Source organism: Microvirga pudoricolor, assembly GCF_016892705.1.
Classification (GTDB): Bacteria; Pseudomonadota; Alphaproteobacteria; order Rhizobiales; family Beijerinckiaceae; genus Microvirga; species Microvirga pudoricolor.
Map to the genome: position 1 here is coordinate 1,324,348 of NZ_JAFEMB010000001.1, position 19,456 is coordinate 1,343,803.

Below are 19,456 nucleotides of genomic sequence, written 5' to 3' on the forward strand. Positions count from 1 at the left end.
AGCGATACCCTCCCGCAAGCCTCAGGGCAAACGCCTTATCGCACGAGGGAGATCGGGCCGCCGGATTTCGTGAGCGCGCCGCTCAGCGAGGCCGAGGAGCCTCGCACCCGGGCCACGACCGCACCGCCGGTCTGGTAGAGATAAATCTCTCCGTTGCGATAATCCCAGGCGTTGACCCGGGACAGGTCCTGGTTGGCGCAGCCCGTGCTGGAGGCGCGATAGAGATCGAGGGCGGGCGCGCTGGAGAGCTGCAGGCGGCAGGCGCTCCCCGTAACCTGCGCGGTCCAGGCTCCGACGAGCGAGCTGCGGCTCGCCGGTGCGGCCGGAGCCGCGGGGGCGGCGGCGGGCGGCGGAAGTGCGGCGATGTCGGTACCGCCCGGCGCGACGGGCGCGCCGACGACCGGGGGAAGCGGCTGACTTTCGACGGGAGCCAAGGGGGCGGTCTCGATGGGGCCGGCCGGCATCGGCTCCACGGGCGCCGGGGTCATGACCGGGGCGGCCGCCGCGCTCCGGATCGGCGCGCCGCCGAGCCGCGCCGACGAGCAGGCCCCGAGGGCCAGGGTGGCGCAGGAGAGGACGGCAAGGGCATAAATGCGACGGCTCATTCCAACCTCAATGTCTGGCGGCCGGACGAGGCCGCGTTTTCCGTTTGCTGAGCGTGAAATGGCAACCTTGTGGACGGTGTCAAGCTGGGCCGGCATCCTCCTTGCTTGTCATTGCGGCGCGTGAGGCGTGGTCGGGCCGGTCGCTCTGCAGGAGGCGCCAATGAGCGTAGGCCGCTGCGGCGGCGCTAAGGCTCATGAGCAGGATGACGGTCGCCATATAGATACCCGAAAAGAACGGTCTTCGGGCACGTTATATCGATTCTTTATTTCACTGCAACGAAGTTGCTTGACCGTGTCCGCTGTCTTCGTCGGGTTTTGCGCGACACGGCCGGAGGCCCTGAACGATTCCGGGCCTCAGGCTTTGGCGATCAGATGACCCGCGCCACCATCATCTTCTTGATTTCTGCGATGGCCTTGGCGGGATTCAAGCCCTTCGGGCAGGTATTGGCGCAGTTCATGATCGTGTGGCAGCGATAGAGCCGGAACGGGTCGTGCAGGTTATCCAGGCGCTCGCCGGTGTTCTCGTCGCGGGAATCGATGAGCCAGCGATAGGCCTGGAGCAGGGCGGCCGGGCCCAGGAAGCGGTCGCCGTTCCACCAATAGCTCGGGCAGGAGGTGGTGCAGCAGGCACAGAGGATGCACTCGTAGAGGCCGTCGAGCTTCTGGCGCTCCTCGGGCGTCTGGCGCCACTCCCGCTCCGGTTCCGCCGTCTCGGTCTGGAGCCAGGGCTCGATGGAGGCGTGCTGGGCGAAGAAGCTCGTCAGATCCGGCACGAGATCCTTCAGCACCGGCATGTGCGGCAGCGGATAGATCTTCACGCTGTCGGTCTGGCAATCGTCGATGCCCAGCGTGCAGGCGAGCGTGTTCACGCCCATGATGTTCATGGCGCAGGACCCGCAGATGCCCTCGCGGCACGAACGCCGGAAGGTGAGCGTCGGGTCGACGTTGTTCTTGATCCAGATCAGCGCGTCGAGAACCATCGGGCCGCAATCGTCCCGGTCGACGTAATAGGTGTCGATCTTCGGGTTCTGGCCGTCGTCGGGATTCCAGCGATAGATGCGGAATTCCTGCATCCGGTTGGAATTGGCCGGCTTGGGCCAGCTCTTGCCCTCGGTGTAGCGGGAGTTCTTGGGAAGTTGGAACTGGGCCATTCGGTTTTGCCTCTGAGCGACGCCCCCGGCTTCGATCGGGTTGGACGCCTGGACTCCAGGAAACGTGGAAGACGAAAATGGCCGGGAGCGAGCCCGGCCATGAAGGCGTTAGTACACGCGAGCCTTCGGCTCGATGTACTGGATCTCGTTCGACATGGTGTAGGTGTGCACCGGCCGGTAATCGAGCGTCACGCGGTGGGACGTGTCGTCGAGCCAGGCGAGCGTATGCTTCATCCAGGTCTTGTCGTCGCGGTCGGCGAAATCCTCGCGGGCATGGGCGCCGCGGGATTCCTGGCGATTCAGCGCGCCCTCCATCGTGACCACGGCCTGTCCGATCAGGTTGTCGAACTCCAGGGTCTCCAGGAGATCGGTGTTCCAGATCAGCGAGCGGTCCGTGACCTTGATGTCGGCGGCGGCGTTCCAGACCTTGTGGATGAGGTCCTTGCCCTCCGCCAGCACGTCGCCGGTGCGGAACACCGCGCAGTTGTTCTGCATGGTCTTCTGCATCTCGAGCCGGAGCTGCGCCGTGGGCGTGGAGCCGTTGGCGTAGCGGAACTTGTCGAGGCGCGAGAGCGCGAGGTCGTCCGCGCCCTTGGGCAGGTCCGCGTGCTTCTCGTTGGGCGTCATGATCTCGGCGCAGCGCAGGCCCGCCGCGCGGCCGAACACCACGAGGTCGATGAGCGAGTTGGAGCCCAGCCGGTTCGCGCCGTGCACGGACACGCAGGCGGCCTCGCCCAGGGCCATGAGGCCGGGCACCACCGTGTCGGGGTTGCCGTTCTTCAGGGTCAGCACCTCGCCGTGATAGTTCGTCGGGATGCCGCCCATGTTGTAGTGCACGGTCGGCAGAACCGGGATCGGCTCCTTGGTGACGTCCACGCCCGCGAAGATCTTGGCGCTCTCGGAGATGCCCGGCAGGCGCTCGTGCAGGATCTTGGGATCGAGATGGTCCAGGTGCAGGTAGATATGGTCCTTGTTGCGGCCCACGCCTCGCCCGGCGCGAATCTCCATGGTCATGGCGCGGGACACCACGTCCCGGGAGGCGAGGTCCTTGGCGGACGGCGCGTAGCGCTCCATGAAGCGCTCACCCTCCGAGTTCGTGAGGTAGCCGCCCTCGCCGCGCGCGCCCTCGGTGATGAGGCAGCCCGCCCCATAGATGCCGGTGGGGTGGAACTGCACGAACTCCATGTCCTGCAGCGGCAGGCCGGCCCGCAGCACCATGGCGTTGCCGTCGCCCGTGCAGGTATGGGCGGAGGTCGCCGAGAAATACGCGCGTCCGTAGCCGCCGGTCGCCAGGATGGTCATGTGGGCGCGGAAGCGGTGGATCTCGCCCGTGGACTGGTTGAGGGCCACGACGCCGATGCAGCGGCCGGAATCGTCCATCATCAGGTCGAGGGCGAAGTATTCGATGAAGAAGTTGGTCTGGTTGCGCACCGCCTGGCCGTAGAGGGTGTGCAGGATGGCGTGACCCGTGCGGTCGGCGGCCGCGCAGGTGCGCTGGGCGGTGCCCTTGCCGTAATCGGTGGTCATGCCGCCGAAGGGACGCTGGTAGATCTTGCCCTCGTCCGTGCGGGAGAAGGGCACGCCCCAATGCTCCAGCTCGTAGACGGCGGCGGGCGCGTTGCGGCACAGGTACTCGATGGCATCCTGGTCGCCGAGCCAGTCCGACCCCTTCACGGTGTCGTACATGTGCCAGCGCCAGTCGTCTGGGCCCATATTGCCGAGCGAGGCCGAGATGCCCCCTTGAGCCGCCACGGTGTGCGAGCGGGTGGGAAACACCTTGGTGATGCAGGCGGTGCGAAGGCCCGCCTGGGAGCAGCCGACGGTGGCGCGAAGGCCCGCGCCGCCCGCGCCCACCACCACCACGTCGAAGGTGTGATCGATGATATTGTAGGCCTTGCCGTTGGCGTTCGTTGCTTGAGCCATGAGTCTTTTCCTTACAGCAGGATCCGGCCGAGGCTGATCTTGAGGATCGCGAAGATGCCCGCGACGGCGATGATGACGGAGTAGAAATTGTTGAGCATGGTCAGGGCGATCTTCTGGCCCTTGTGGTGGATGTAGTCCTCCACCACGATCTGCATGCCCAGCCGCATGTGGTTCGTGACCGAGATCAGCGCCAGGATCAGGATGATCGCCACCAGGGGATGCGACACGACCGAGACCGCGCCCTCGTAGGACGGACTCGCGGCGAGCGCCGCCACGATGATCACGAAGGCGATCACCAGAGGAACGTTGGACACCGCCGTAAGGCGGTGGAGCCACCAATGCTCGACCCCGTGCCCGGAGGCACCGAGCCCCTTCACGCGGGCGAGCGGGGTGCGCATGGACACGCGGGTATCGGCTCTGTTGTCGGCCATGGGAGGATCCTCAGAACGCGATGAAGGCGACGATCCAGATCAGGAGCGTCAGGGAAACGGAGCCGACGAGGGTGAAGCGGGCCATGTTGTAGCGCTGGCCCGGCTCCATGCCGTGGCCGAAATCCCATACGAGGTGGCGGACGCCGCCCAGCATGTGGTGCATCAGGATCCAGGTATAGACGAACAGGAGAAGGATCCCGACCGGCGAGCCGAAGAACCACTGGACCCCGTCGAAGTATCGCGGCCCGGACGCTAGGGCCACGAGCCAGATCGCGAACAGCGCGATGCCGCCGTAGAGGGCCAGGCCCGTGATGCGATGGACCACCGACATCACCATGGTCCACGTCATGCGGTAGATCTGAAGATGCGGGGATAAGGGCCGCGGGGCCACTTTCGCCTCAGCCATGTCGTCGCTCCTGGTTCGCTCCAGCCCACAAGATCCGGGCCTGCCGGCGGTTCCGCCCGCCGCACTTTAGAAGGGTTCGTATCGGAAGCGCCTCAACATCGCAATGCACCTCGTGAAAGGCGTTCGAAAGAAAGGCCACACTTCGCCAGACGCGAAGTTAGCGCTATGGTGGCCCCCTCACAATTTGTAATAATTCTTATCATCCTTCGCGATAGGCGAAGGATGCGGGACTTTTGCCCGGAGGGCGTCGTGCAGTTCGACCTGACGGATCTCAGCCTCTTCCGCCACGTGGTGGAGGCTGGCAGCATCACTCACGGGGCGGAGCGGTCGCATCTGGCCCTGGCGGCGGCCAGCACCCGCATCCGCAACATGGAGAAATCCCTCGGGGCGCCCCTCCTGCGGCGCAACCGCCAGGGCGTGGTGCCCACTCCGGCCGGTCGCACCCTGCTGCAGCATGCCCGCACCCTTCTGGCCCAGGCCGAGCGCCTGCGGGAGGATCTTGGAGCCTTCACGGGCGGGCTGGCGGGCCAGATCCGGATCCTGTCCAACACCAACGCCCTGACCGAATTCCTGCCGGAATCCTTGAGCGCTTTCCTGGCGCAGCATCCCCAGGTGAGCATCGACCTGGAGGAGCGCCTCAGCGACGAGATCGTGGGCCTGATCGCGGAGGGCGTGGGCGATATCGGCATCGTGGCCGGCACCGTCGATACGGGCCACCTGGAAACCTACCCGTTCCGCAGCGACCGCTTCGTGCTGGTCGTGCCGGAGGGTCATGAGCTGGCGGCCCGGAGCGAGGTCTCCCTCGTAGAGGTTCTGGGCCACGACTTCGTCGGCCTCGACCGCGCGAGCGCCCTCCAGCGCTTTCTAGCCGACAAGGCGGGCCGCATCGGGCGGCCCTTACGCCTGCGGGTGCAGCTGCGCAGCTTCGACGCGGTCTGCCGCATGGTGGAGGCGGGGGTCGGCCTGGGCATCGTGCCCGAGACCACGGCTCGGCGCGCCGCCCGCACCATGGCGATCACGGCCATCCACCTGAAAGACCCCTGGGCCGTGCGCGACCTGACCCTCTGCATCCGCTCCCAGAAGGACCTGCCCCCCTCGGCCCGCCAATTGGTGGAGCATTTGAGAGAGGGATCCCAGGCACCGGACGAGCCTGGACTTCACATCGGCGTGACACCGGAATGATTTCGCACGCCCGGTGTCTCTTCGATGTCCGCCCAAGGACGCAACAAGGAGGAAACCATGCCTGGGACCCGTAGCCTTTCGATGATCGCCGCCTTCGGCCTGCTGGCGCTGCTGCCAGCCGGCGCCAGCGCCCAGAGCCCCGAGACAACCTTCTTCGTCACCAGCTCCGGCTCCGGCAAGGGCGCGGACTTGGGCGGGCTCGAGGGGGCCGACCGCCTGTGCCAGGGCCTGGCGGAGGCCGCCGGCATTCGGGGCAAGACGTGGCGGGCCTACCTGTCGGCCCAGGCCATCGGCGGGGCGACCGGCGTCAATGCCCGGGACAGGATCGGCCGGGGACCGTGGCAGAACGCCAAGGGTGTGGTGGTCGCCAAGGACGTGGCCGACCTGCACGGCCCGGGCAACAACCTGAACAAGCAGACCGCCCTCACCGAGAAGGGCGAGACCGTGAACGGCCGGGGCGACACCCCGAACGAGCACGACATCCTCACGGGCTCGCAGCCGGACGGCACCACCTTCGCGGGGGGCCAGGACATGACCTGCGGCAACTGGACCAAGAGCGGCCCGGACGGCGCCGTCATGGTCGGCCACCACGACCGCACCGGCCTGGACGAGTCCCCGCCGGCCAAGTCCTGGAACGCCTCCCACGCGTCGCGGGGCGGGTGCAGCCAGGATGCCCTCAAGAGCACCGGCGGGGCCGGGCGGCTCTACTGCTTCGCGGCGAACTGATCAGGCGGCGGCATCCACCGCCGGCACCGGCAGGCCGCGGCGCAGGCAGGCGGCCTCCAGGGTGTTGCGCAGCAGGCACGCGATGGTCATCGGCCCGACGCCCCCGGGAACCGGCGTGATTGCGCCAGCGACGGCGGCCGCCTCTTGGAAGGCCACGTCGCCCACCACCTTGGTCTTGCCCTCCCCGGCGGCCGGGTTCGGCACCCGGTTGATCCCGACGTCGATCACCGTGGCGCCGGGCTTGATCCAGTCGCCGCGCACCATCTCGGGACGGCCTACCGCCGCCACCAGGATGTCGGCCCGACGGCAGATCTCCGGCAGGTCGCGGGTGCGCGAATGGGCCACCGTGACGGTGCAGCTTTGCGCCAGCAGCAGTTGCGCCATGGGCTTGCCCACGATGTTGGAGCGGCCGAGAACCACGGCATTGAGCCCCGCGAGGTCCGGCCGCACGGACCGGACCAGCAGGAGGCATCCCAGCGGCGTGCACGACACGAGACCGCCCACCCCGGTCATCAGCCGGCCCGCATTGATCGGATGAAACCCGTCCACGTCCTTGGCCGGATCGATGGCCTCCAGGACCCGCTGCGCGTCGATATGCTTGGGCAGGGGCAACTGCACCAGGATGCCGTCCACGGACGGGTCCTCGTTGAGGCGCCGGACGAGGCGCAGGAGCTCGATTTCGCTCGTGGAGGCGGGCAGAATATGCTCGAAGGAGGCCATGCCGGTCTCCACGGTCTGGCGCGCCTTGTTGCTCACGTAGATCTGGCTGGCCGGATCCTCGCCCACCAGCACCACGGCGAGCCCCGGCCGGACGCCCTGCCCGGCCAAGCCCGCCACGGCCCCGGCGATGCGGCCGCGCAGGCCCGCCGCGTAAGCTTTTCCGTCGATGATGGCTGCGCTCATGGGTCCCGTCCCGTCAAAGCGGCGAGCCTCCGGCCCAGGGCCTCGGCATCGCCCGTGATCACAAAGGTTTTCCGTCGGGCCGCGGCGCCCCCTGCGAGGCGCACGGCGGAGGCCGGAAGCCCCAGCCGCTCGGCCAGAAGCCGCCGAAGGGATTCATTGGCGGCCCCGTTCTCCGGCACGGCCCTCACCCGCAGCTTCAGCACCGCCACGCCGTCCGCGAGGGTCTCGATCCCCTCGATGGCGTCCCGCCCACCGCGGGGCGTCGCCCGGACCCGGACGTCCAGCCCCTCGGGGCAGGTCCGCCAGGGCGCAGGCCCGCCGTCAGAAGGCACTCGGTAGGAGATAATCGATGATCCAGCCCCGGATCAGCATGATGAGGAGGATCAGGATGACGGGCGAGATGTCGACCCCGCCGAGATTGGGCAGGATGCTGCGGATCGGCCGCAGGACCGGCTCGGTCACCGCGTCCAGGAAGCGCCAGATGCCCCGCACGAGGTCGTTGCGGGTGTTCACGACGTTGAAGGCGACGAGCCAGCTCAGAACGGCCGTGGCGACGATCAGGTAGGTGTAGATCTGCAGGACGAGCAGGATCACTTCGAGCAGGGCGCGCATGGAACACTCGCGAGGATGGGGTGAGCTTCATGTAGCGTTCCTGGCCGGATGGAACAACCCGGAACCGACCTGCACCCGGCAGGCTCGGGCCCGGCCCGCAAAAAGGAGGCGCCCCGCCCCTTCCGGCCGATTGACAGACGAAAGCCCACGGGCCTAAAACCTCACCGCTTGGTCTGCCGACCGGACCGGGGCTGTAGCTCAGATGGGAGAGCGCTGCAATCGCACTGCAGAGGTCAGGGGTTCGAATCCCCTCAGCTCCACCAACCTTTTGAAACTTCCTGGAATTTTTTGTTTTTGACCTGAGTTGCCATACCCGCGATGAGCTGATCGGGAGCGCGATGCGGCGGGCAGCGGTGCGTCCGGGGTCAGCCGCCGGATGGCCAGGGACAGGTTCAAGGCGGTGGGGGACGCCCGCCGGAACCTTGCGGGTCGGGCGGACCGTCTTGATCGCTTTCACCTTCAGGCTCCATCGCGGCGAGATACGTCCGCAAGTGTCTGGCGAAATTTTTAGCCGGTCCCGATAGCGTCCGGCCTCTCAAATACTGCAATCCGAAGCTGATGCGCATCGATGAATTCTGAATCTCCCGGTACACGAGGGAATTGCCGCCAGACCGGGACGTGACGTAGCGGGGGAACACGGCAACGCCCACACCCGCTGCAGCCATTCCGAGGGCCGTGTCGATCAGAGAAACCTCAAAGGTGTGCTCGAAGGCGATGTTCTGCTGTGTCCGGATCACATCGACCAGTCGCACCGCCGCGCTCGTCGGCCGCAAGACGACCATCCTATGTGGTCGCAGAGTCTGCCAGGTGACCTGCTCCAGGGTTTCGAGCGGGTGGTTGCGGCGAAAGACGACGGTCAGCGATTCCATCCGATCAAGCACGGGAAGAATGGCGATCTGTGGATGGGCGACATAGCCTGACGGCGTGACGGTCAGCCCGATATCGGCTTCCTCGGACAGGATATGCCGTAACGTCTCATGGCTACGACAATCATGGAACTCGATCTCGACCTCAGGGTGTTCGGCTAGAAAGCTCGCGATGACAGGCGGGAGAAGGTTGGCCGACATGTGCGGCGCCGCGGCGATCGACAATCGGCCGCGGAAGCCGGCAGCGCGCTCGCGCACCTCCTCGACCGAACGGCGGAACTGCTCCAGCAGCTTCGTGGCATGCGACAGGAATTCCTGCCCTTCCGACGTCATCGACACCTGACGTGTCGTTCGATCAAAAAGCCGCACACCCAGTTTCTCCTCGAGCTCCTTGATCCGCTTGCTCAAAGCGGATTGTGTCATCCCAAGCTCTTCGGACGCGTTCGTGTAACTATGAAACCTCGCCAGAGCGTCGAAAGACTCCAGATCGCGCATGCTGATGTCAGGTGTCATAGGTCATTTATTCCAGAACAGACTTAGTTCAGTCGATTAATTCCCTTAAACAAAGAGTGCTCAAGTTCTACGCTGACTTCAAGTCCACACTGCCAATGATTGTCTCAGAGAGTGAAATCGCATGCATGAACGCTGGATCGACGTGGGAGGCATCCGCACACGTTATCTGATAGCCGGCTCAGGAGGCCGTCCGGTTGTTTTCGTTCACGGTGGAACGATTGGGGACGCCAATTCGGCATCGAGCGCGGACGACTTCATTCCCGTCGCAACGATCATGGCGGAGAGACAAACAGCCATCGCAGTCGACAGGCTTGGCCAAGGATATACCGACAATCCGCCCCTCGACGATGAAAACGGCTGGACGATGAAGGGGTCGGTACGGCACTTCATTCACTTCCTCGAGGCATTGGGGCTGGGACCTTACCACCTCGTCGGCCACTCCCGCGGCGGCTACGTCGTGACCAGGACGACTCTTGAGCGGCCCGACCTCGTGGAGAGCCTGACGATCGGCGACAGCAACACCGTCGCTCCGGGTGGAGCACGCAATGAAGGGCTGCACATTCGCAACCCCCACCCGCCAGGGAGCCGAGAAGCCCTTCGCTTTTCGACGATGCACTACTCCTTCGACCCGTCTCTGACTTCGCCGGAACTCATAGAAACGAAGCTGCGCATTCTCGGAACTGACAAAATCCGCCAGGCGATCGCCAAGATGGGTGCCGGCGGGTTGCGGGTGAAACGATTTCTGCCCGACCTTACGGCGGACCGGGAGGACCTGTTCATGCGCCTTGAGGCTCAGCCCATCAAGCGGCGCGTTCAGATTCTTTGGGCCTACAACGACCCGACTGCCCCGATCGAGATGGGCTACAACCTGATGCGCCTCATATCCAAGCACCAACCGCGGGTATCGATGCATGTCATCAATCAATCCGGGCATTCGCTCTACCGCGAACGCCTCCCTCAGTTCGTTCGCGTCCTCAAGGACCACATTGACGGGTGCTACGATGGCATTTGATATCCCGACCATGGGCAAGGCGCAGTTCATGGACGCCGGCGGCATCAAAACCCGCTATTTCGAGCGCGGGAGCGGCCCTTGCGTCGTCCTTCTGCATGGTGGCCACATGGGCTCGCCGACCGAGGTTCAGACGGCCTCGGTTTGGTCGACCATCTTCGACAGACTTGGAGACGGCATTCGAGTCATCGCCATCGATCGCCTCGGACAAGGATACACGGACAACCCGAAAGCAGCTGATGATTATACGCTCGATGCGAGCGCCGCTCACGTAGCGGCCGTACTGAGAGAGTTCGGCAATGGGCCCTACCACCTCGTGGGCCATGACGAGGGCGCGTTCGTAGCGGCCCAGATCTCCGTCGAACATCCCGGGCTCGTCGCCAGTCTTGTGCTGGTCTCGGCCAATACGCTGACGCCAGGCGTCGACCGACGCAACATCGTTCAGGCCAATCCGCCCGTGCCGCTTATGAGCCGGCAGAGCTTGCGCTGGATGTTCGAGACAGCTTCTCCATCGCACCTTTCGGTTACGGAAGAGTGGCTTGACGAACCAGTAGACGTCGCAAAGAGCGACAGGAATGTGGAAGCCGTAGAGGTCATGCAGGCCGACGACCGCTATCTGCGCTCCTATGTGGGTTCTTGGAACCGCAGGCGCTCCGAATTGCATCGCTTCATCCATGCCAACGGCTTACCCTGCCCAACTTTGGTGGTCTGGGGCCTCGACGACCCCATCGCTCCTTTCAGCAATGCGGAATACCTGATGGAGCTTTTGGCGCCGAAGCAGCGGGAAACCGAGCTTCGCGTCTTCAACCGCTCCGGCTATTACGTGTTCCGCGAGCATCCTAACGCTTTCTGCAGAACCGTCCGGTCATTTGTGGAATCCCACACGAACGCATAACCCCTTGAAACCAGAGGCCCTTCGATGATGACACGAACGCTCTTAGTTTTCGCATCCCTGTTGATGTCAGGCGCCGCGAGCGCACAGAATCTCAAGATGGGCCTTGGCGGGCAGATTACGTCTCTGGACCCGCATTATCACAGCGCCTCGCCCAATGCCGCCTTCTCCTACACCATTTTCGACCGCTTGACCGGAACGGACGAGAATGCCCGCCTCCAGCCAGCGCTTGCGACGAGTTGGAAGATGATTGACCCGCTGACGTGGGAATTTAAGCTGCGCGAAGGCGTGAAGTTCCACAACGGAGAGGATTTCACGGCCGAAGACGTCGTCTTTACGTTCGAGCGCATTCCGAAAGTCACGAACAGCCCCGGCCCTTATACAAGCTATCTTCGTGGCATCGAGCGCACCGAGATCGTCGATCCCCTGACACTGCGCATCAGGACCAGCGAGCCGGTGCCGACGCTGCCTCTCATGCTGCAACGCATCACCATCCTGGACAGCAAGACACACGCCAACGTCACCACGGAGGACTTCAACTCTGGAAAGGCGCTGATCGGGACTGGCCCGTTCAAATACGTTTCCGGAAGCAGCATCTCAGGGGTCAAGCTCGCCAGAAACGACCAACATTGGGGTGAGAAGGCCGCGTGGGAGACGGTCGACTACCGGGTCGTCGCCAACAATGCGGCACGGACGGCAGCCCTCCTGTCGGGCGACGTGGACATGATCGACCAGGTATCCAGTGCCGACGTCCCGCGCCTGTCAACAAACAACGCCTTCGAGGTGGTGAACGCGACAGGCTTGAGACTGATGTACATCAACCTCGACCACTCGCGAAAAGAAAACCCTGTCTTCATCACCGATGCCTCGGGCAAACCGCTCGCGAAGAACCCCTTGACGGATGTCCGGGTGCGGCAAGCCTTGTCGCTGGCTATCGACAGAAAGGCACTCGCAGAGAGGGTCATGGATGGACTTGCCGTTCCGTCCATGCAGTTCATGCCCCCGGATACCTATGGATATGCGGCCGACATCGCGGCTCCTGCGGCAGATCCAGCGAAGGCGCGAGCATTGCTGGCTGAAGCGGGCTACCCTCAAGGCTTCCAGATCACCCTCCATGGGTCGAATGACCGCTTTCCCAACGACGCTCGCGTGTTGCAGGCGATTGGACAGATGTGGACGCGCATCGGCGTGAAGACGAATGTTGACGCCATGCCTTACGGACCGTTCCAAAGCCGGGCGAGCAAGCAGGAATTCGCCGCCTTCCTTGGCACGTGGGGCAGTGCTGGGGAGCCGGGAATCGGGATGACCAACACTCTTGCCACTTTCGACAAGGAAAAGGGCACTGGCTCTATCAACCGCGGGCGCTACAGCAACCCCGCCTATGATGTGGCCCTTGCCGCAGCGGTCAGCGAAATCGACGATACCAAGCGCGAGCAGGCCTTTCAGCAGGTGATGCGCGATGTCTTGAATGATATGCCGATCCTGCCGCTGTACATTCAGAAGAACACTTGGGCATTGAAAAAATCAATCGCGTTCAAGGGGCGCGCTGATGAACTCACGCTTCCGCAGGAAGCCAAGCCCTCGCCATAGCAGGGTCACGGAGAGAATTTGCTCCAGAGGTCAGACCGACCTCTGGAGCATGACGAGGGTGCCGAACGCGAGCCGTTCAATGCAAGAAACTGGGACAAAGCAGGTTCATGACTACTTGGTTGGCACAGCGTCTCGTTCAATCGGTATTCGTTGTGCTTGTCATGACTGCGATCGTTTTCGTCGGCGTCAACGTGATCGGCGATCCCGTCTCGATCCTGATCTCGCCTGACGCCAATCAACAGGAACGCGCGAGAATCGTCGCTGAGTTCGGTCTCGATCAGCCTTTGTGGAGCCAGTACCTTTCTTTCCTGAAGGGCACTCTTCAGGGGAACTTCGGCAATAGCTTCGTCTACGGCATGCCGGCCCTTCAGGTCATTCTGAGCCGCATGCCGGCCACGATGGAGCTGGCGATTGCGGCGATCTTACTTTCGGTTCTGATAGGCGTTCCACTCGGGCTCTACGCTGGTCTTCGGCCCCACTCGTTCTTCGCCAAATTCATGATGGCTGGCTCGATCCTCGGATTCTCCGTGCCGCTGTTCTGGTTGGCTCTGATCCTGATCATGTTCTTTTCCGTCTATCTCGGTTGGCTTCCGGCAAGCGGCCGCGGCCAGACCGTGGACTTTCTCGGGATCGGCTGGTCATTCTTTACGTGGGATGGGCTCTCTCATCTCTGCCTGCCGGTACTAACTCTCTCGATCTTCAAGATCTCGCTCATCATGCGCATGGTAAGAGCTGGCGTCCGCGAGGTGTTGCCCCAAGAGTATATTAAGTTTGCCAGAGCCAAAGGGCTTTCGAGGCAAAGATTGCTTTATGTGCACGTTTTGAAGAACATCATGATCCCAGTCGTGACGATCATCGGCCTTGAGTTCGGCTCATTGATCGCTTTTTCGGTCGTCACCGAGTCCATCTTCTCTTGGCCGGGGATGGGAAAGCTCATCATCGACAGCATCAACGTGCTCGATAGACCCATGATTGTCGCCTATCTGATGATTATCGTGTTCATCTTCGTCACGATCAATCTGATCGTGGACATTCTCTACACGACGCTCGATCCACGTGTGCGACTCTCCCGTGATTAAGGATACCCCGATGTCGGCACATGCCAGCAGCGCATCTCGTTCCGAACAGGACGAGAAACTTCCGATCACTGAAACGCCGGTGCGGCGCATGGTCCGGGAGTTCATGGCTTCCCCGTTGGCGGTTTCGGGCTTAGTCGTGCTGTCGGTCCTGAGCCTTCTTGCCATTTTCGGACCTTTTATCGTCCCGCAGAATCCCTATGATCTCATGCAGTTGGACATTATGGATAGCCAGCTCGAGCCTGGCGCGCAATCCGTGGCCGGCATGACATACTGGCTGGGTACGGACGACCAAGGCCGCGACATGCTTTCCGGCATCATCTATGGTCTTCGCACATCGCTTGGCGTTGGAGTCATCTCAGCCCTCGTTGCAGCGTTGATCGGCACATCAATAGGAATTTACGCCGCCTACGCTGGAGGGCGCACAGAAAACCTCATCATGCGGGTGATCGATCTTCAGCTCTCGTTTCCAACAATTCTTGTCGCGTTGATGATCCTTGCCTTTATGGGACGCGGCGTGATGAACGTCATCCTGGCCCTTATAATCGTCGAATGGTCGACTTATGCCCGCACCGCGCGCGGTGTCGCTCTCGTCGAGCGTCGCAAGGAATACATCGAGGCCGCAGAGTCGCTTGTTATCCCTCGCTGGCGTGTCCTCTTCAAGCACCTGCTGCCAAACTGCCTGCCTCCCCTGATCGTAATTGCCACGGTCCAAGTCGGACGCTCCATTACCCTTGAGGCCACTTTATCCTTTCTCGGCCTCGGCGTTCCAATCACGGAACCCAGCCTCGGCTTACTGATTTCAAACGGGTATCAGTACATGCTTTCAGGCAAGTACTGGATCAGCTTGTATCCAGGAATCATGCTTCTCGTCATTATCGTGGCCATCAATTTGGTCGGCGATCAACTTCGCGACGTCGTCAACCCGAGGAGGCAGGCGTGAACGGCTTTGCGTCGGATCCCAAGACGATGCATTCCTCGAGCCGGGCGCTGCTTGACGTCCGTGGCCTGAAGGTCAAATTCAAGACGAACCGTGGAGAAGGCACGGCCATCAATGATGTGTCGTTCACCTTGAGGCGTGGAGAGGTTCTCGGCTTGGTCGGCGAGTCCGGGTCCGGAAAGTCGGTCACCGGAATGTCGCTCATGGGCCTCATCGAGAATCCTGGACGCATCTGCGGCGGCCAGATCCTCTTCGATGGTATCGACTTGGCCAAACTATCCGACCTGGAAATGGAGCGGCTGCGCGGCAAAAGGATCGCGATGATCTTCCAGGATCCGATGATGACTCTCAATCCGGTCCTGCGGATCAGCACGCAGATGATCGAGACCGTACGTGCTCACGACGATGTGACACTGGTGGAGGCGCGCCGGCGGGCCCGTGATGCTCTCGGGCAGGTGGGCATACCAAGACCGGAGGAGCGGCTCGACGCATACCCTCATGAGTTTTCAGGGGGAATGCGCCAGCGTGTTGCGATCGCAATCGCGCTGCTCCATAAGCCGGATCTGATCATTGCCGATGAGCCAACCACAGCCCTCGATGTCACGATCCAAGCCCAGATCCTGTCGGAGGTGCAGAAGCTCACGTCTGAGTATGGCACGGCGCTGATTTGGATCACTCATGATTTATCGATCGTGTGCGGACTGGCGGACAATGTCGCGGTGATGTATGGGGGTCAGATTGTCGAGTATGGGCCAGTCGCGGAGGTCATCCGAAGCCCCCGGCATCGCTATACAGATGGTCTTCTGAATTCCGTTCCGAGCCGCAACAGACGCGGAGATAGATTGCGGCAGATATCCGGGTTCGCACCGTCGATCTTCAGTATGCCGCAAGGGTGCGCTTTTCGCCCGAGATGTTCATTCGCGGACGACGCCTGCCATCAGACGCCCCCTTTGGCCACACACGGCAACCATGCCCATAGGTGTTGGCATCCGATCAGTTCCCGGGAGGGTCTCGGCTCATGAACCCCGCGCAGTCCCCACACGGCGCATTATCGACCACTGGACGGTCTCCGGACGTCTTGCTGGAAGGCCGTAACCTGTCCCGGGTCTTCGGGCGGAAGACCGACTTGGTAGCCCAAGCTCTCATCAAAGCGGGACTGGCACAGCCTCCCAAGATGCTTCGGGCCGTCGACCGTGTCGATCTGACGATTAAGAAAGGCGAAGTCGTTGGCTTGGTGGGTGAGTCGGGATGCGGAAAGTCCACGCTAGGACGCGTCATCGCAGGCATCATCGACCCCACCGAAGGTGAGCTGTTCTGGCAGGGCTGCGATATTCGCTCTCTCAGCAGTGCTGAAAGGCGGCAGATCAAACTCGGTGTCCAGATGATTTTCCAGAACCCGTTTGCATCGCTCAATCCGAGGATGACCATCGAAGATGTCGTTGGTGAGGCGCCTCGCATCCATGGCTTCATCCAACGAAGCGGCAAAAGCAGCGTCGAGTATATAGATGAGCAGATGCGACGCGCCGGCCTGCCACCTGCCCTCAAGTCGCGCTACGCGCATGAATTGTCAGGTGGACAGCGGCAACGCATCGGTATCGCGCGAGCTTTGGCTGTACAACCGGAGGTCCTGGTCTGCGACGAATCCGTTGCGTCGCTCGACGTGTCCATTCAGGCGCAAATCATCAACCTGTTCATGGACCTGAGGCAGGAGTTGCAGCTCACCTACCTCTTTATCAGTCACGATCTCAGCCTTGTTGAGCACATCTCGGATCGGGTCATCATCATGTATCTGGGGCGCGTTGTCGAGGAGGCGCCGGTCGAAGAGATATTCTCTCACCCCAATCATCCATATACTCGAGCGCTCCTAGCTGAAATTCCCAGGCTGGAGACGACGAAACGCCGCTTCACAGCACTCAAGGGCGAATTACCGAGTCCTATGAGCCCACCGCCGGGCTGTCACTTTCATCCCCGCTGCCCTCATGCCTTCGAGCGCTGCAAACTTGAGACGCCACAGCTGAAAGAAGTTGCACCCAACCATGTTTCGGCTTGCCATTTGAATGATGCTGGTCAGGGAATCTAAGCGGCTCATCCTCCTGATCTGATCCAACTCAAGAGATCGTCGCTCAAGTGCTGTTTGCCGCTTCCATTGGGATGGCCACCGGTCATTGGAGCTTCATCCGATCAGGCTGCGGCCGTTATAGGATAACGGGCTTCCGCTGCTCAAAGGCTGCCGGAATACCCTCGAAGGATTGAAGTCGCTCTTGTGGCAATCTCGCGGGCTGCCCTGCTCAATGGCTTCTTCTGCCCCGTTACGAGGACAACGTAACGATTGATGTAAGGATTGCGAATTGTAGCGCTTGCAAACACTCGGTCCTGCTTTTCACTCAGAATCGTATGGGGGGCTTTGACCATGTAGCAGCCGCAATGGAGCGTCATCTCCTTCTGGGCAAGGATCGAGTCCGCTTCGGCGACGATCGTGAGGCTGATTTTCAGACGCTTCGCCGCCGCATCGACAGCCACGCGCAAACCATTGGTCAGTGCCGGAAGGACGAGAGGAACATTGGAAAGCTCCGCGAAATCGATCTCCTCGGGCAGATCCCAATCAGCTGAATTTCCTGCCAGAACGAGCCGAGAGTCGAACATCAGGCTACGAGAATCCAGAACATTCTCCTTGTACTTGCTGTAGATTCCAACCTCAACAACGCCTTCAGCGAGCCAGTGTTCGATCTGCTCGCTGAATCCCTCATAAATGCGCAGACGGATGCCCGGGCGTTCGCTCCGGATCTGGTTCAGCAGATTTGGTATGATATAGGGGATCAGCGAGGGCGGCAGCCCGATCGAGACGTGTCCGCTGGGAAGGCGGTTGAACGCTCTAAGGTCTTCAGAAATCTGATCGACCTCTCGCAGCACGGATTGGGCTCGCGCCAAAGCCTCATGTCCGAGTTCCGACAACTCCACTCCGCGTCCGGTGCGGTAGAACAATGCGCCGTCCCACTCGACTTCCAGTTCGCCGATGATCCGACTGATCGTCGGCTGAGCTAGGCCGAGCGAGATGGCAGCCTTTGTGAAGCTCCCCAATTCGGCGGCCCGAGCGAATGTACGCAGATGCTCCAGATTCATCGGCACGTCATCCATATTTTGGATATCGGATATTACTAACATGTACTAGACGGATCGCAAACAACGTCTAGCATGCTTCCAATATAAGACTTCGGGCAGTCCTCCGTGGATTGACCCAGAAGCCAAAAAGCACCAAACGGAGGAACGCATGGGACGCTATCGCGCGCGGACTGGCGCAGGAATCGCCAGCTCGCTATTCTTTGTTCTCGTTTCCACATCGGCTTTCGCGCAAACCAAGGTCGTGCGTTTTCTACATAACGAGACCGATCCACCCAGTATTGAGTTCTACAATAAGGCCATCAAGGATTTCGAGGCGGCGAACCCGGATATCAAGATCGAGATGGAAGCCGTCAGCACCGACGGGCGTCTCCAAAAAGTTCTGGCCTCTATCAACACGAAGACTATGCCGGAAGTTTTCAAACTGCTTCCCGAAGAGAGGTTCGAATTTGCCCGGAAAGGTTATTTAGTCCCCGTCGATGACGTCATCAACGAAATCGGTTCTTCAGACTACGTTCCTGGATCGCTCGTGCCGGTCGAAGGCAAGACGTACGACATTCCCTACACCCTAGGCAATTACGGCGTGCTCTGGCAACGCGATGACATGCTCAAGGCGAAGGGACTCGAGACACCAAAGGACTGGGATGAACTGAAGACGGCAGCAAAAGCCCTCACCAGCGACGGCAATTTCGGATTCATCTACCCAGCCGGCAAGAACCGCATGGCTAGCATCTATCTGTCAGCGATGATCTGGAATGCCGGGGGCACCTATTTTGACAAGGATCTCAATGTCAGTTTCGACAATCCAGGAACTGTCAAGGCATTGACCTTTCTAAAGGAGATGGCTGCGTATTCGCCGTCCGGCATCGGTTCTTACTCCTACGGAGACATGATCAATGTCTATCTGACGGGCAAGATCGGTCTCGACATCTATGCTCCGCGTCTGGCAGCCAATGCCGCAGTGAATACACCGGAGATCTTCAAGAACACGAGCGCGAAGCCGATGCCCGCCGGGCCGAGCGGCGTCGCGGTCAAGTTCGTGAACGCCAATAGCTTCGCACTTTCGTCTCCCGCAGTAGGATCGAAGAACGTCGATGCTGCGCGCAAATTCCTGAAATTCATCGTGACAGGGGAACGCCTCGAACAGTTCTCGCTCACGGCCTATCCTCACCTTATCCCTCCGCTGAAAGGTGTTCAGGAGAAGGTTATCAAGATGGGTGCGGCGCAAGTTCTGAACGGTCGCGAAGATATCGGACGTCTTTCCTTCGACACGTCGAATTCCCTTGACTTCGAGTCGGAGGCGGGAGCCGTCTTTAAGGACGGGAAAGTGATACGCTCCGGCGTGGTGAACCCCTATATCGGCTCGATCGTCGCCAGAGGAATACCCGCCGAAGTCGTGCAGCGTGTCGTCCTTCAGGGCGAGGATCCCGCCAAGGCTGCGGCGTGGGGCCAAGAGCGCATGAAGCGGGTCGTCGACGATCTCAAGAAATAGCTGTCGAGATCCACTAACAGCG

At 61.7% G+C, this 19,456-nt stretch carries 20 protein-coding genes and 1 tRNA gene; 11 read left to right on the plus strand and 10 right to left on the minus strand.

Annotated elements, in window-relative coordinates; genetic code table 11:
• Nucleotides 1-35: 35 nt before the first annotated feature.
• From ILT42_RS06055 to sdhC, 5 genes are all read right to left on the minus strand, one after another.
• Nucleotides 36-605: an AprI/Inh family metalloprotease inhibitor gene (locus ILT42_RS06055; protein WP_204214532.1), complete on the minus strand. Its 570-nt coding sequence runs from the start codon at nucleotides 603-605 to the stop codon at nucleotides 36-38.
• Between the two features lie 368 nt (nucleotides 606-973).
• Complete coding sequence (locus ILT42_RS06060) at nucleotides 974-1,756, minus strand: succinate dehydrogenase iron-sulfur subunit (protein WP_204214533.1); 783 nt, start codon at nucleotides 1,754-1,756, stop codon at nucleotides 974-976.
• A 108-nt stretch (nucleotides 1,757-1,864) separates the two neighbouring features.
• Entirely contained in the window at nucleotides 1,865-3,679 is a 1,815-nt protein-coding gene (gene sdhA, locus ILT42_RS06065; protein ID WP_204214534.1) for a succinate dehydrogenase flavoprotein subunit, read from the minus strand.
• Nucleotides 3,680-3,690: 11 nt separating this feature from the next.
• Nucleotides 3,691-4,110 carry a succinate dehydrogenase, hydrophobic membrane anchor protein gene (sdhD, locus tag ILT42_RS06070; RefSeq protein ID WP_204214535.1) on the minus strand — a complete coding sequence of 140 codons (420 nt, stop codon included), beginning with the start codon at nucleotides 4,108-4,110 and terminating at the stop codon, nucleotides 3,691-3,693.
• Between the two features lie 10 nt (nucleotides 4,111-4,120).
• Nucleotides 4,121-4,516, minus strand: coding sequence for a succinate dehydrogenase, cytochrome b556 subunit (gene sdhC / locus ILT42_RS06075; protein WP_204214536.1), 396 nt, complete (start codon nucleotides 4,514-4,516; stop codon nucleotides 4,121-4,123).
• A gap of 249 nt (nucleotides 4,517-4,765) precedes the next feature.
• Between sdhC and ILT42_RS06080 the strand changes: the two genes are divergently transcribed.
• Nucleotides 4,766-5,698, plus strand: a complete 933-nt coding sequence (locus tag ILT42_RS06080) for a LysR family transcriptional regulator (protein WP_324617719.1) — start codon at nucleotides 4,766-4,768, stop codon at nucleotides 5,696-5,698.
• A 57-nt stretch (nucleotides 5,699-5,755) separates the two neighbouring features.
• Nucleotides 5,756-6,424: a hypothetical protein gene (locus tag ILT42_RS06085; protein WP_204214538.1), complete on the plus strand. Its 669-nt coding sequence runs from the start codon at nucleotides 5,756-5,758 to the stop codon at nucleotides 6,422-6,424.
• Here ILT42_RS06085 and folD read toward each other — a convergent pair whose 3' ends face one another.
• Genes folD through ILT42_RS06100 form a run of 3 tightly spaced genes read right to left on the minus strand, consistent with a single transcriptional unit; the run spans nucleotide 6,425 to nucleotide 7,939 of the window.
• A complete protein-coding gene (gene folD / locus ILT42_RS06090) occupies nucleotides 6,425-7,327 on the minus strand; it encodes a bifunctional methylenetetrahydrofolate dehydrogenase/methenyltetrahydrofolate cyclohydrolase FolD (RefSeq protein ID WP_204214539.1) in 903 nt (300 codons plus the stop codon). It lies immediately after the preceding gene.
• On the minus strand, nucleotides 7,324-7,659 hold the full coding sequence (locus ILT42_RS06095) for a DUF167 family protein (protein ID WP_204214540.1): 336 nt from the start codon (nucleotides 7,657-7,659) through the stop codon (nucleotides 7,324-7,326). The genes folD and ILT42_RS06095 overlap by 4 nt, the downstream gene beginning before the upstream one ends.
• Nucleotides 7,649-7,939, minus strand: a complete 291-nt coding sequence (locus ILT42_RS06100) for a YggT family protein (protein ID WP_204214541.1) — start codon at nucleotides 7,937-7,939, stop codon at nucleotides 7,649-7,651. The genes ILT42_RS06095 and ILT42_RS06100 overlap by 11 nt, the downstream gene beginning before the upstream one ends.
• A 187-nt stretch (nucleotides 7,940-8,126) precedes the next feature.
• Between ILT42_RS06100 and ILT42_RS06105 the strand changes: the two genes are divergently transcribed.
• A tRNA-Ala gene (locus ILT42_RS06105) sits at nucleotides 8,127-8,202 on the plus strand.
• Between the two features lie 129 nt (nucleotides 8,203-8,331).
• Here the strand turns inward: ILT42_RS06105 and ILT42_RS06110 are convergent.
• Nucleotides 8,332-9,318 carry a LysR family transcriptional regulator gene (locus tag ILT42_RS06110; protein WP_324617700.1) on the minus strand — a complete coding sequence of 329 codons (987 nt, stop codon included), beginning with the start codon at nucleotides 9,316-9,318 and terminating at the stop codon, nucleotides 8,332-8,334.
• Between the two features lie 121 nt (nucleotides 9,319-9,439).
• On the opposite strand from ILT42_RS06110, the gene ILT42_RS06115 reads away from it, so the two are divergent.
• The 7 genes from ILT42_RS06115 (at nucleotide 9,440) to ILT42_RS06145 (ending at nucleotide 16,905) form a co-directional block, all read left to right on the plus strand.
• A complete protein-coding gene (locus ILT42_RS06115) occupies nucleotides 9,440-10,330 on the plus strand; it encodes an alpha/beta fold hydrolase (protein ID WP_204214543.1) in 891 nt (296 codons plus the stop codon).
• Entirely contained in the window at nucleotides 10,230-11,222 is a 993-nt protein-coding gene (locus ILT42_RS06120; protein ID WP_204214544.1) for an alpha/beta fold hydrolase, read from the plus strand. Before ILT42_RS06115 ends, ILT42_RS06120 begins: the two co-directional genes overlap by 101 nt.
• Nucleotides 11,223-11,246: 24 nt before the next feature.
• Nucleotides 11,247-12,809 (plus strand): ABC transporter substrate-binding protein, encoded by a 1,563-nt coding sequence (locus ILT42_RS06125; protein ID WP_204214545.1) that lies wholly within the window; start codon nucleotides 11,247-11,249, stop codon nucleotides 12,807-12,809.
• A 107-nt stretch (nucleotides 12,810-12,916) separates the two neighbouring features.
• Complete coding sequence (locus ILT42_RS06130; RefSeq protein ID WP_204214546.1) at nucleotides 12,917-13,888, plus strand: ABC transporter permease; 972 nt, start codon at nucleotides 12,917-12,919, stop codon at nucleotides 13,886-13,888.
• Nucleotides 13,889-13,898: 10 nt separating this feature from the next.
• Nucleotides 13,899-14,828: an ABC transporter permease gene (locus ILT42_RS06135; protein ID WP_204214547.1), complete on the plus strand. Its 930-nt coding sequence runs from the start codon at nucleotides 13,899-13,901 to the stop codon at nucleotides 14,826-14,828.
• 26 nt (nucleotides 14,829-14,854) lie between these two features.
• The gene (locus ILT42_RS06140) at nucleotides 14,855-15,847 is read left to right on the plus strand and encodes an ABC transporter ATP-binding protein (RefSeq protein WP_229428497.1); all 993 of its coding nucleotides are present in this window, start codon (nucleotides 14,855-14,857) and stop codon (nucleotides 15,845-15,847) included.
• Nucleotides 15,844-16,905 carry an ABC transporter ATP-binding protein gene (locus ILT42_RS06145; RefSeq protein WP_204214549.1) on the plus strand — a complete coding sequence of 354 codons (1,062 nt, stop codon included), beginning with the start codon at nucleotides 15,844-15,846 and terminating at the stop codon, nucleotides 16,903-16,905. The genes ILT42_RS06140 and ILT42_RS06145 overlap by 4 nt, the downstream gene beginning before the upstream one ends.
• A gap of 140 nt (nucleotides 16,906-17,045) precedes the next feature.
• Here the strand turns inward: ILT42_RS06145 and ILT42_RS06150 are convergent, their stop codons facing one another.
• Nucleotides 17,046-17,960 carry a LysR family transcriptional regulator gene (locus ILT42_RS06150; RefSeq protein WP_204214550.1) on the minus strand — a complete coding sequence of 305 codons (915 nt, stop codon included), beginning with the start codon at nucleotides 17,958-17,960 and terminating at the stop codon, nucleotides 17,046-17,048.
• Between the two features lie 133 nt (nucleotides 17,961-18,093).
• Between ILT42_RS06150 and ILT42_RS06155 the strand changes: the two genes are divergently transcribed.
• A complete protein-coding gene (locus ILT42_RS06155; protein ID WP_204214551.1) occupies nucleotides 18,094-19,434 on the plus strand; it encodes an ABC transporter substrate-binding protein in 1,341 nt (446 codons plus the stop codon).
• Nucleotides 19,435-19,456 lie beyond the last annotated feature (22 nt).

What these genes read in the sequence shown, in the direction of transcription:
- ILT42_RS06125 (WP_204214545.1), top strand. Translation starts at nt 11,247, where the DNA reads ATGATGACACGAACGCTCTTAGTTTTCGCATCCCTGTTGATGTCAGGC.
- ILT42_RS06100 (WP_204214541.1), bottom strand. Translation starts at nt 7,939, where the DNA reads ATGCGCGCCCTGCTCGAAGTGATCCTGCTCGTCCTGCAGATCTACACC.
- ILT42_RS06140 (WP_229428497.1), top strand. Translation starts at nt 14,855, where the DNA reads ATGCATTCCTCGAGCCGGGCGCTGCTTGACGTCCGTGGCCTGAAGGTC.
- sdhC (WP_204214536.1), bottom strand. Translation starts at nt 4,516, where the DNA reads ATGGCTGAGGCGAAAGTGGCCCCGCGGCCCTTATCCCCGCATCTTCAG.
- ILT42_RS06060 (WP_204214533.1), bottom strand. Translation starts at nt 1,756, where the DNA reads ATGGCCCAGTTCCAACTTCCCAAGAACTCCCGCTACACCGAGGGCAAG.
- ILT42_RS06055 (WP_204214532.1), bottom strand. Translation starts at nt 605, where the DNA reads ATGAGCCGTCGCATTTATGCCCTTGCCGTCCTCTCCTGCGCCACCCTG.
- sdhA (WP_204214534.1), bottom strand. Translation starts at nt 3,679, where the DNA reads ATGGCTCAAGCAACGAACGCCAACGGCAAGGCCTACAATATCATCGAT.
- sdhD (WP_204214535.1), bottom strand. Translation starts at nt 4,110, where the DNA reads ATGGCCGACAACAGAGCCGATACCCGCGTGTCCATGCGCACCCCGCTC.
- ILT42_RS06115 (WP_204214543.1), top strand. Translation starts at nt 9,440, where the DNA reads ATGCATGAACGCTGGATCGACGTGGGAGGCATCCGCACACGTTATCTG.
- ILT42_RS06085 (WP_204214538.1), top strand. Translation starts at nt 5,756, where the DNA reads ATGCCTGGGACCCGTAGCCTTTCGATGATCGCCGCCTTCGGCCTGCTG.
- ILT42_RS06155 (WP_204214551.1), top strand. Translation starts at nt 18,094, where the DNA reads ATGGGACGCTATCGCGCGCGGACTGGCGCAGGAATCGCCAGCTCGCTA.
- ILT42_RS06135 (WP_204214547.1), top strand. Translation starts at nt 13,899, where the DNA reads ATGTCGGCACATGCCAGCAGCGCATCTCGTTCCGAACAGGACGAGAAA.
- ILT42_RS06130 (WP_204214546.1), top strand. Translation starts at nt 12,917, where the DNA reads ATGACTACTTGGTTGGCACAGCGTCTCGTTCAATCGGTATTCGTTGTG.
- folD (WP_204214539.1), bottom strand. Translation starts at nt 7,327, where the DNA reads ATGAGCGCAGCCATCATCGACGGAAAAGCTTACGCGGCGGGCCTGCGC.
- ILT42_RS06150 (WP_204214550.1), bottom strand. Translation starts at nt 17,960, where the DNA reads ATGGATGACGTGCCGATGAATCTGGAGCATCTGCGTACATTCGCTCGG.
- ILT42_RS06110 (WP_324617700.1), bottom strand. Translation starts at nt 9,318, where the DNA reads ATGACACCTGACATCAGCATGCGCGATCTGGAGTCTTTCGACGCTCTG.
- ILT42_RS06120 (WP_204214544.1), top strand. Translation starts at nt 10,230, where the DNA reads ATGTCATCAATCAATCCGGGCATTCGCTCTACCGCGAACGCCTCCCTC.
- ILT42_RS06145 (WP_204214549.1), top strand. Translation starts at nt 15,844, where the DNA reads ATGAACCCCGCGCAGTCCCCACACGGCGCATTATCGACCACTGGACGG.